Annotated in this window: 9 protein-coding genes; 1 reads left to right on the top strand and 8 read right to left on the bottom strand. The window is 51.4% G+C overall.

From position 1 onward, the window contains the following. Positions 1 to 410: hypothetical protein (locus MR847_RS00265; RefSeq protein ID WP_287722521.1), on the top strand; the 410-nt coding region annotated here is incomplete at its 5' end. Between the two features lie 184 nt (positions 411 to 594). On the opposite strand, the gene MR847_RS00260 is transcribed toward MR847_RS00265, so the two are convergent. From MR847_RS00260 to groES, 8 genes are all read right to left on the bottom strand, one after another. After that, positions 595 to 1,827 carry a glutamate-cysteine ligase family protein gene (locus MR847_RS00260; protein ID WP_287722520.1) on the bottom strand — a complete coding sequence of 411 codons (1,233 nt, stop codon included), beginning with the start codon at positions 1,825 to 1,827 and terminating at the stop codon, positions 595 to 597. Further along, positions 1,824 to 3,332 carry a RimK family ATP-grasp domain-containing protein gene (locus tag MR847_RS00255; protein WP_100426472.1) on the bottom strand — a complete coding sequence of 503 codons (1,509 nt, stop codon included), beginning with the start codon at positions 3,330 to 3,332 and terminating at the stop codon, positions 1,824 to 1,826. The genes MR847_RS00260 and MR847_RS00255 overlap by 4 nt, the downstream gene beginning before the upstream one ends. After that, positions 3,329 to 4,030 (bottom strand): C39 family peptidase, encoded by a 702-nt coding sequence (locus tag MR847_RS00250; RefSeq protein ID WP_100426473.1) that lies wholly within the window; start codon positions 4,028 to 4,030, stop codon positions 3,329 to 3,331. Before MR847_RS00250 ends, MR847_RS00255 begins: the two co-directional genes overlap by 4 nt. Positions 4,031 to 4,056: 26 nt before the next feature. Beyond that, a complete protein-coding gene (dnaJ, locus tag MR847_RS00245) occupies positions 4,057 to 5,196 on the bottom strand; it encodes a molecular chaperone DnaJ (protein ID WP_100426474.1) in 1,140 nt (379 codons plus the stop codon). Positions 5,197 to 5,315: 119 nt separating this feature from the next. Further along, complete coding sequence (dnaK, locus tag MR847_RS00240) at positions 5,316 to 7,226, bottom strand: molecular chaperone DnaK (protein WP_287722518.1); 1,911 nt, start codon at positions 7,224 to 7,226, stop codon at positions 5,316 to 5,318. 113 nt (positions 7,227 to 7,339) lie between these two features. Next, complete coding sequence (locus tag MR847_RS00235) at positions 7,340 to 7,993, bottom strand: nucleotide exchange factor GrpE (RefSeq protein ID WP_100426476.1); 654 nt, start codon at positions 7,991 to 7,993, stop codon at positions 7,340 to 7,342. Positions 7,994 to 8,174: 181 nt separating this feature from the next. Beyond that, positions 8,175 to 9,803, bottom strand: coding sequence for a chaperonin GroEL (gene groL, locus MR847_RS00230; protein WP_100426477.1), 1,629 nt, complete (start codon positions 9,801 to 9,803; stop codon positions 8,175 to 8,177). A 47-nt stretch (positions 9,804 to 9,850) separates the two neighbouring features. After that, the gene (groES, locus tag MR847_RS00225) at positions 9,851 to 10,132 is read right to left on the bottom strand and encodes a co-chaperone GroES (RefSeq protein ID WP_100426478.1); all 282 of its coding nucleotides are present in this window, start codon (positions 10,130 to 10,132) and stop codon (positions 9,851 to 9,853) included. Positions 10,133 to 10,160: the final 28 nt, after the last annotated feature.

Below are 10,160 nucleotides of genomic sequence, written 5' to 3'. Positions count from 1 at the left end.
TAATCTTTGAAAATATTATTTTACATAGTATGCTTGGGCAACCTTTCAAAAAAATAGCGATAGTTCTTTTTGCTCTGTTTAGTGCGCTTTTTATTACCGTTACGCGCTATTTCGTTCTGGGCGACGACAACCTGCTCTACTATGCTATCATCGAATACGGCGGACAGCTCATAAAGCCGGATTCTACGCAGGTCGAACATAACGAACTTTATATAAACGTCGCATTCGACAAGGAACTTGTTCCTGTGCTTGACGAATTTGGAATGCCTAAGGGCGTTTCCGATATTACCGACCGAGGCAAGTTGCTCCAGTTGCTGACGATGCTCAAGGAGACGAACCAGTACAATTATGGGGAAGCTTACAATTATGGGGAAGCTTACAACGTAAAGGATGTGAAGCGGGAAAAGTGAGGATGTCGAAAAATGAATTCTACTTATTAGATGTGTTGTAATGTAGAGTTTTCTTTTTCATTGATCTCTTGTGTCGGAAAGTCAAAAATTCTGAAAATAAAAAAGGGAATTGTCTGAAAATGCTAAAGCAGCCGACCCGGAGGTGGCTGCTCGAGAACTCAAGGCTGCGTTCCTTGCGCTGTAATTACATGTAAAGCGTATTTGTCGCAAGCGAGTGGGCGAGTTTCGCATACTCCTGCACAAAGGCTTTTTGGCTCGGCTTTTCGCCGAGCTTTTTCACGAGCACAGTCGCGAGCGTTCCGCGATTCAGAATCTTTTCAAGGACCGTCTGGGATTCTGCGGAAATATCCGAATGCACTTTTTGAAGGATGGCTTTTAAAAGGTCCTTCGCTTGCATTTCGGAAGTTTCCATTCCAAAGATTTTCAGATAATCGGCATCCTGAATCAGAGCTTCTTCCGCATCCTTGACGGTCGCAAAAAGAATCTTGACGAGCTTGTCCGTGTCGAATGCTTTTTGCACTTCGAGAGAGGCAAACGTTCCCTTCGCAAATCCCTTGAGAATAGCCATTTCAAATTCCGCAAGGGCGACGTCCGCCTTGGGGCATTCCTGAATGTCCACCAGTCGAATTTCCACCGTTCCACGGTCAAAGCGTGCAATGGCTCCGCGGCTGTTCAAGAAGAAATGATTCAGCAGATGATCCGTATCGTACGGCGCAATATCACGTTTGACGACTTCAAAGATTTTTTCGTTGTAATCCGCTTCGGTAAAGATCGCTTCCGGAATCACCTTGCCGGTAATGCTAGGAATTTTTTCCTGATTGTGACGGTACGTTTCAATGCGAGCATCCTTGTAGCCTGTGTAACGGCTATCGAGATAAGGACTCGACGCGGCAAATGCCGGAATCAGCGGCAAGAGCAGTCGAATCGCCGCGTGAAGCTTTCCGAATTCTTCATCGCCGCAGAACGAAATATTCAAATGCGTGGACTGCAAATTGGCCCAGCCGTGACCGCGGCAGTCAAAGATGCGATTGTACGCTTCGTAGATCTCGTTGCAGTCATACGGCCAAAGCGTTGTTTCTGTCATCGGATCCATAAACGGATGCGCTGCGGTCGGCAAAAGCTCTGCGTCGATCTTTGAAAGCGTTTCGTTCGCCGCAAGGATTTCCTGGTGGAATCGATCGCTCCAACCGGCAAAACTGTTCGCCGGTTCTGCACACTTGAATTCAAGAACGTGGGAAACGAGTTCGTTCGAAAGCCCGACGTCACCGTGTTGCAAGTCCGAACGGTTTTCACCGTTTTCGTCTTTGCCGAGAACCGCATCGACGCGGGGCAGAACTTTGCCGGTTTCTTTAGAAACGATCATATATTCGAGTTCAAGCCCGAACCGATCGAAGAGATGCCAAGGAGAATTGCTCATAAGATGTAAGAATCGATTCCGTGATGTTGCAGCAAACGTTGCTGTGCCGAGTTCATGCGTTCTTCGATGCGGCGGCGCAGGGAGTGCATGATCGTGAGATAGACCTTTTCTCCGCCGATTTGGTCTTCGATGTTGTCATCGATGCTCGGGTTGTCATTGACTTCAATCACCATCGGTTTGCCGTTGACTTCTTTGAGGTCGACACCATACAGACCGTTGCCAATGAGGGAGGCAACGCGAAGGGCCGCCTTGATGATGCCGTGGGGAACTTCGTCAAGAGGCACGCAGTCAAAGAGGCCGCAGATGTCGTCTTCGTTTTTGGAGTTCCAGTTGTAAATCTGCCAATGGTCCTTGGCCATGTAATAACGGCAAGCGTAGAACGGTCTGCCGTCGAGAATGCCGATTCTCCAGTCGAATTTCGTCGGGGTGAATTCCTGGGCAATGATCAGGTCGCTGCTTTCGAACATCTTGTCGAGATTCGCCTGTAGTTCCTTTTCATCCTTGACTTTGACGACGCCCATGGAGAAACTCGAATCCGGAGCTTTCAAAATCATCGGAAAACCGATTTGCTTGGAAAGCTCGTGGCGGTTTTCGGAATGGGCGATAATCGTATGTGGCGCGGGAATCTTTCCGACCGTCATCAGTTCCTGCAGGTAAACCTTGTTCGAACAGCGGAGAATGCTGTCCGGGTCGTCGATTACGGCGATTCCCTGGGACTGTGCACGGCGTGCGAATGCGTACGTGTGATGGTTCACATTGGTCGTTTCGCGGATAAAGAGTGCATCGAATTCGCCGACGCGGTGGTAATCTTTTTTGGTGATGAGCTCGACGCGGAAACCCGTTTTTTCGGCGGCGGCGATAAACTTTTGAATCGCCTTCGCATTGGACGGAGGTTCCTTTTCTTCCGGGTTGACGAGGATTGCGAGGTCGTAGAGATAGTCGTCCGTGTGAGCCGATGAAAAGCGGTTCTTGTCGAAGTATTCCTTAGCGAACTGGTCCACCATTTCCAAATGGGAATCCGGAATTTCGTTCACGCAGATCGGGCGGATACTCTGAATAAACCATTTCTGTTTAAACACAAAGTGCGCACGCAGAAGCGGAGCCTGGAACTGTCGGTAAAGCTCCTGTGAAAGTTCTAGATATTGCGGGCTCACGTTCTGACCGAAGTAAATCGACAGGGTGAATTCCGAGCCGGTAAGCTTGTGCAGACTCTTCTGGATCAAGTCGTCGATTTCTTCTGAGATGTTCTTGACAACAGCAGGTGCTTTGAAATCACGAATGCTTTTGACGTTCGGAATGACTTTGTGACCACGGGCTTCGGCGAGCAGGGATACGTAGTAGCCTTTGCTTTGGTAGCTGTAGTCTTTGCACAGGTTGAAGACGCGCACGTTTCGCATCTTCGTGAATTCTGTATTTGTCAAGTAATCCTTGGCAGATACGACCTGCACTTCAGAAACGTGAAACTTCCAGTTCTTCGGATTGTTGACAACGATGAGTTTTTTCATTTCTTTTTTGGTTGTACGGCAAGTATTAAGCTGTCGTAAGTGAGAATACCTAAGAGAATACTATGTACGAGTCGATTGCGTTCAACTGCGTAATAGTGATCATGGGCAATTGGATTTGTACAGTCCGGATCAGCAATTAAGAATTTCTTCTCTTCGTTTTCACCGTAGACGACAACAAAGTGACCCATCGGGTCGCCGTGGATATCATCAAAAACGGACATGTTGTCCGAGTTCGTATATTCCCGTTTGCTCTGATACAGAAAAGTAGTAGAAACGCCCGCAATCAGGGGAACGTTCTTTTTGAAATAGCGGTCGAAAAGCCCCGGTTTGAAGTCTTTGAGGCTTACGATTCCGCCCAATTCAATAAATCGGAGATACGCCTTGATGGCGACGCGGAGCTTGGCACGATGCTTGGCCGCATATTCCTGCCGCAGCTTGTCGGCAAGCGCTTCCATAGATAAATTAACCCACGTGGGATCAAAGATCTCTAGGTTGACAGAATGGATGGTTGCATCGAATCCGCGCTTTAAGGCGTCGAGGCCGAGAAAGACTCCCAGGGTTCCGCCTCCTTCGAGCATCTCAATCTCGCTGATCAGCCGATGGAGGGAAATCTGGTAACCGTAGTGATGGTAGATCGCGTGCAGGCTTGTAGGCCCGCACGTCACGTCATCCGGTTGTGGAAGAATCTTGACATTCATGATTCACCCGGATTTTGAGTTATTTTTTACGAGAAGAAACCTTTGATCTTTTCAATCAGGCTTTCGTCCTTCGCATTGTCCTTGTCTTTGCGAAGTTCCGCTAGCTGCTTGTAAAGGTCCTTTTCCTTCGAAGAAAGATCGGTCGGAATGGCCGCATTCACTTCGACGAAGAGGTTTCCACGCGCGCCACGTCCGTTCAGCGGAGGAAGTCCCTGTTCCTTCAGACGGAACACGGCTCCCGGCTGCGTACCGGCTGAAACCTTGATCGAAACTTCGCCACCGTCGAGAGTCGGAATGCGAAGGTTTCCGCCCAAGACGAGCTTGTAAACAGGAACGTCGATGGTGCAGTGCAGGTCATCGCCTTCACGCGTGTAAAAGTCGTTCTTCTTTTCGGCGATGACGACGAGCAAATCGCCCGCAGCGCCGCCGCGAGGACCGCAATGGCCTTCGCCGCGCAAGTTCAAATACTGGCCTTCCGAAACGCCGACCGGAATCTTGATCGAAATCGTTTCTTCTTCGAGAACGCGACCTTCGCCGTGGCAAATAGAACACGGCTTGCCGATCACTTCGCCGAGACCGTTACAGTCCGGGCAAGTCGTTTCGCTCACCATTTGGAAGAACGAACGCGTCACGCGGCGTACACGGCCTGTACCGTGGCAAGTAGGGCATTCCTTCACATTAGAACCGCCCTTGCCGTTACATTCCGTACAAGGCGCATAACGCTTTAGGCGGACCTTCTTCGTCGTACCGGTGAGAATTTCTTTATACGAGAGAGCGATCTTGATTTGCAGATCCTGTCCACGCGGAGGACCTTGACGACCACGGGAAGACGAATGGAATCCGCCGAAGCCACCGCCGAAGATGTCGCCGAACTGGCTGAAGATATCTTCGAAGTTGCTGAAACCGCCGCTGAAGCCGCCTGCGCCTGGACCGCCTGCGCCCGGCATGTTAAAGCCGAACTGGTCGTATTGGGCGCGCTTCTTTGAATCGGAGAGCACTTCGTAAGCTTCAGCAGCTTCCTTGAACTTTTCTTCTGCTTCCTTGTTGCCCGGGTTCTTGTCCGGGTGATATTTAATGGCGAGTTTTTTGTACGCGTGCTTGATGTCGTCGGCGCTTGCATCTTTGGAAACGCCTAGGACTTCGTAGTAATCTCTTTTCTCTGCCATGATCCAAATCTCTCTTAAAAAGTCAGATTAAAATTTCGTGTTCAAAATTACAAAAAAAAGGATTCCCCCCCCGAGGAGGGGAAAATCCTATAGGTTATCTAACCAAGGAGAATACCGGATTACTTCTTGTCGTCGTCGACTACGGTGTAGTCAGCGTCGATTGGACCGTCCTTGCCGTTGTCCTTTTTCGGTTCGGCGTGCGGTTCTGCAGAAGCACCAGCGTTCGGAGCGCCCTGGGCAGCACCAGCCATGGAGCTGATCATGCTCTGGAGCTTGTTCACGGCGGCGTCAATTTCTTCCTTCGAGCCGTTGTCCTTCTTGGACTTGATTTCGTCGATGGCGGCCTGGAGCTGGCTCTTCGTGTCAGCCGGAATCTTGTCGCCATTATCCTTCATCATCTTTTCGGCCTGATAGACAACCTGTTCAGCCTTGTTCTTGGCTTCTTCGCGTTCGCGGTCAGCCTTATCCTTTTCTGCGTTTGCTTCGGCGTCCTTCTTCATACGTTCGATTTCGTCTTCGGAAAGGCCACTGGAGGTCGTAATCTTGATGGACTGTTCCTTGCCGGTTTCCTTGTCCTTAGCGCTCACGTGCACAATGCCGTTTGCGTCGATGTCGAAGGTGACTTCGATCTGTGGCACGCCACGCGGCTTCGGGCTGATACCCGTCAAGTCGAAGTGGCCGAGGGTGCGGTTGTCGCGAGCGTAAGTACGTTCACCCTGAAGAACGTGAATCGTCACAGCGGACTGGTTGTCTTCTGCGGTCGAGAACACCTGGCTCTTCTTGGTCGGAATCGTCGTGTTGCGGTCGATGAGCTTCGTCATCACGCCACCGAGGGTTTCGATACCGAGGGAAAGCGGGGTCACGTCGAGGAGAAGGACGTCCTTCACGGAAGAGTCACCGGAAAGAACTGCACCTTGGACAGCTGCGCCGATCGCGACAACTTCGTCCGGGTTCACGCCCTTGTTCGGTTCCTTGCCGAAGAATTCCTTTACCTTCGCCTGGACTGCCGGGATACGGGTAGAACCGCCGACGAGGAGAACTTCGTCGATGTCGGAAAGGCTAAGGCCAGAGTCTGCCAAGCATTTCTTGCACGGTTCAATCGTACGTTCGACAAGTTCAGCGGTGAGCTGGTCGAACTTGGCGCGGCTGAGGGTCAGGTCCAAATGCTTCGGACCGGTAGCGTCTGCCGTAATGAACGGAAGGTTAATGTTCGTGGAAGTGGTGGCGGAAAGGTCGATCTTCGCCTTTTCTGCCGCATCCTTCAAACGTTGGAGAGCCATCTTGTCGCTCTTCAGGTCGATGGAGGGATTTTCCTTCTTGAATTCGTCGTTGATCCAGTCGATGATGACTTCGTCGAAGTTGTCACCGCCGAGCATGGTATCACCGTTCGTAGCCTTCACGGAGAACATACCGTCGTCGATTTCGAGGATCGAGATATCGAATGTACCACCGCCGAGATCATACACAGCAACCTTTTCGCTCTTCTTGGAGTCAAGGCCGTAGGCGAGGGCAGCAGCCGTCGGTTCGTTCACAATGCGGAGAACGTCGAGACCGGCGATCTTGCCTGCATCCTTCGTTGCCTGACGCTGGGAGTCGCTGAAGTAAGCCGGAACCGTAATCACAGCCTGTGTCACCGGCTGGCCGAGGTAATCTTCAGCGGTCTTTTTCATGGACTGAAGAACCATGGCGGAAATTTCCGGAGGTGCGAATTCCTTGTCGCCGATCTTCACGCGGACAAGATCGTTGCCCGAACCGATGAGTTTGTACGGCATGTGCTTTTCTGCATCGGAGCATTCGCCGGCATGACGGCCCATGAAACGCTTGATGGAGTAAATCGTGTTTTCAGGATTGGTAATTGCTTGGCGCTTTGCGACGTGGCCGACGAGGCGTTCGCCGTTTTTGCCGAATGCAACGATAGACGGGGTGGTGCGGAAACCTTCCGGGTTTGCGATCACGACCGGCTTACCGCCTTCCATCACGGCGACGCAACTGTTCGTTGTACCGAGGTCAATACCGATAATCTTGCTCATAACTGTAATCTCCTTAAACTTTTTTATTTCCGACCTAGTTTTAGCAAAATGCGTGCCAAACTCGTCAGATGCTTAAATTTGTTGAATTTCGCGGGCTTCTCACACCCTGTGTTTCATTTTGAAGCAGAACCGGACGAAACGATTACCTTGGCGGTCTTCAAAAGCTTGTTCTTGAGCTTGTAACCTTTCTGGAAAACCTGCACCACGTGGGATTCCGGAACGGTATCCGATGGCTGGTTCATCAGGGCTTCTTGTTCGTTCGGGTCAAATTCCTGGCCGACCGGGTCGATTTGCACGAGGCCAGCGTCCGTGAGGATTTTATAGAACTGGTCGTGGATCATCTGGATGCCTTTGGAGAAGGCGTCAAAGTCTTTCTGTTGGTTGTTTTCCGGAGCCGCGGCGCGTTCGAAGTTGTCGAGTACTTCGGAAAGCTTTTCGAGGAGTTTTCCGTTTGCGGTTTCGATCAAATCGAGCTGTTCCTTGGCGGTGCGGCGGCGGAAATTGTCGAATTCCGCCATCAAACGGACGAACTTATCTGCTGCAGCATTTGCCTGTTCCTTCAGCGCGGCATTTTCTGCCTGGAGCTTCTGAAGTTCTGCGTCCTTTGGATCGATTGGCTGAGCTTCTTCTGCCTTTGCTTCTTCGGCGGCTTTTTCTTCAGCTGCCGGAGCTTCTTCCGGCTTAATGCCGGCAATCTCTTCTGCCTGCTTCAGAATGTCGTCGTTTGCTGCGGATTCCTGTGGGTTCTTTTCCTGTTCTTCTGCCATGATTTTATTTAAGCCTTTATGTTAAAAATCGTTTTGTAAAAGTTCGCATTTCTAAATGCAAAATCCATGCCAAAGCGAAAAATGGGGGATTTGAAGCGTTTTGAATCTTTAGGTGTTTCGTTTTGAAACGAAAAAGACCGTGCGTTCGCACGGTCTTTCAAAGTCTTGAGCTTTGGAACGATTACATCATGCCGCCCATGCCTGCACCCATCTGCGGTGCGGCAATCGGCTTGTCTTCCTTCTTTTCCACGATCACGCAGTCCGTAGAGAGGAGCATGGAAGCGATGGAAGAAGCGTTCTTCAAAGCGGTCTTCGTGACCTTCGCCGGGTCAATGACGCCAGCCTTGATCAGGTCCTCGTAAGCGTCGGTCTTGGCGTTGTAGCCGTAGCCGTCCTTGCCTTCCTTGACCTTGTTCACGATCACGGAGTCTTCGAGACCAGCGTTCTTCACAATCTGACGGAGCGGTTCTTCGATAGCGCGACGGATAATCTTTGCGCCAGTTGCTTCGTCTGTGTTTTCGAACTTGAGTTCGTCGATAGCGCTTGCAGCGCGAATGAAGGCAACGCCGCCACCCGGAACAATGCCTTCTTCGACAGCAGCACGGGTTGCGTGCATAGCGTCGTCGACTCGGTCCTTCTTTTCCTTCATTTCAACTTCGGTAGCAGCACCGACCTTGATCACAGCCACGCCGCCAGCGAGCTTTGCCAAGCGTTCCTGGAGTTTTTCACGGTCGTAGTCGCTCGTCGTCGTTTCGATCTGTTTCTTAATCTGGTTCACGCGAGCCTTGATAGCGTCGGCGTTGCCAGCACCTTCGACGATCGTCGTGTTGTCCTTCGTAATGGTGACAGACTTTGCACGGCCGAGGACGGTAATCGGAGCATCTTCAAGCTTTGCACCGGTTTCTTCGGAAACGAGTGCGCCGCCGGTGAGGATTGCGATATCCTGGAGCATTGCCTTACGACGGTCACCGAAACCCGGAGCCTTCACGGCAGCGACCTTCAAGGTGCCACGGATCTTGTTCACAACGAGGGTTGCGAGAGCTTCGCCATCGACGTCTTCGGCGACGATGAGGAGAGCCTTGCCCTGCTTAGCGACCTGTTCAAGGATCGGGAGCAAGTCTTTCATGGAGCTGATCTTCTTGTCGTAGAGCAAGATGAACGGATCTTCGAGGTTGACTTCCATCGTGTCCGTGTTCGTTGCGAAGTACGGAGAGAGGTAGCCGCGGTCGAACTGCATACCTTCGACGACGTCGAGGGTGGTTTCGGCGGTCTTGGATTCTTCGAGAGTAATCACGCCGTCCTTGCCGACCTTTTCCATCGCGTTAGCGAGGAGTTCGCCGATTTCTGCGTCGTTGTTAGCGGAAATCGTAGCGACCTGGGCGATGTGTTCCTTGCCGTTGATCTTCACAGCCATCTTGGCGAGCTTTTCGATCACAGCGTCAACTGCCTTGTCCATGCCGCGCTTGATGTCCATCGGGTTTGCGCCGGCTGCGACGTTCTTGAGGCCTTCACGGGTGATAGCCTGGGCGAGAACGGTTGCGGTGGTCGTACCGTCACCAGCGGCGTCGTTCGTCTTGCTGGCGACTTCCTTCGCCATCTGAGCGCCGAGGTTTTCAAACGCGTCTTCGAGTTCGATTTCCTTGGCGACGGAAACGCCGTCCTTCGTCACGGTCGGAGCGCCGTATGCCTTGCCGACCATCACATTGCGACCCTTGGGGCCGAGAGTGACCTTCACAGCATTTGCGAGCTGGTCTACGCCCTTCATCAACTTTTCACGTGCTGCAACATCAAACTTCAATTGCTTAGCCATTTTGTAAATCTCCTAATTCTTGAAATATTTTGAGGTCTGTCCGTGTATTAGAGGATTGCGAAAATATCGCTTTCACGAACGATCAGATATTCTTTGCCATCGACGGTCACTTCCGTACCGCTGTACTTGCCATAAAGGACCTTATCGCCGACCTTGACGTCCATGGCGATAGCCTTGCCATTTTCGTCCTTCTTGCCCGGACCAGCGGCGATAACGGTGCCCTGCATCGGCTTTTCTTTAGCGTTATCAGGAATGTAAAGTCCGCTGACGGTCTTATCTTCTGCCGGAGCCGGTTCAATGAGAACTCTGTCTGCAAGTGGCTTAATCATAGTGGGTGTACCTCTTTGTTGAAATGTT

It is taken from the genome of Hallerella sp. (assembly GCF_022776125.1).
Lineage (GTDB): Bacteria > Fibrobacterota > Fibrobacteria > Fibrobacterales > Fibrobacteraceae > Hallerella > Hallerella succinigenes.
This window is presented reverse-complemented; position numbering and strand designations above follow the sequence as displayed.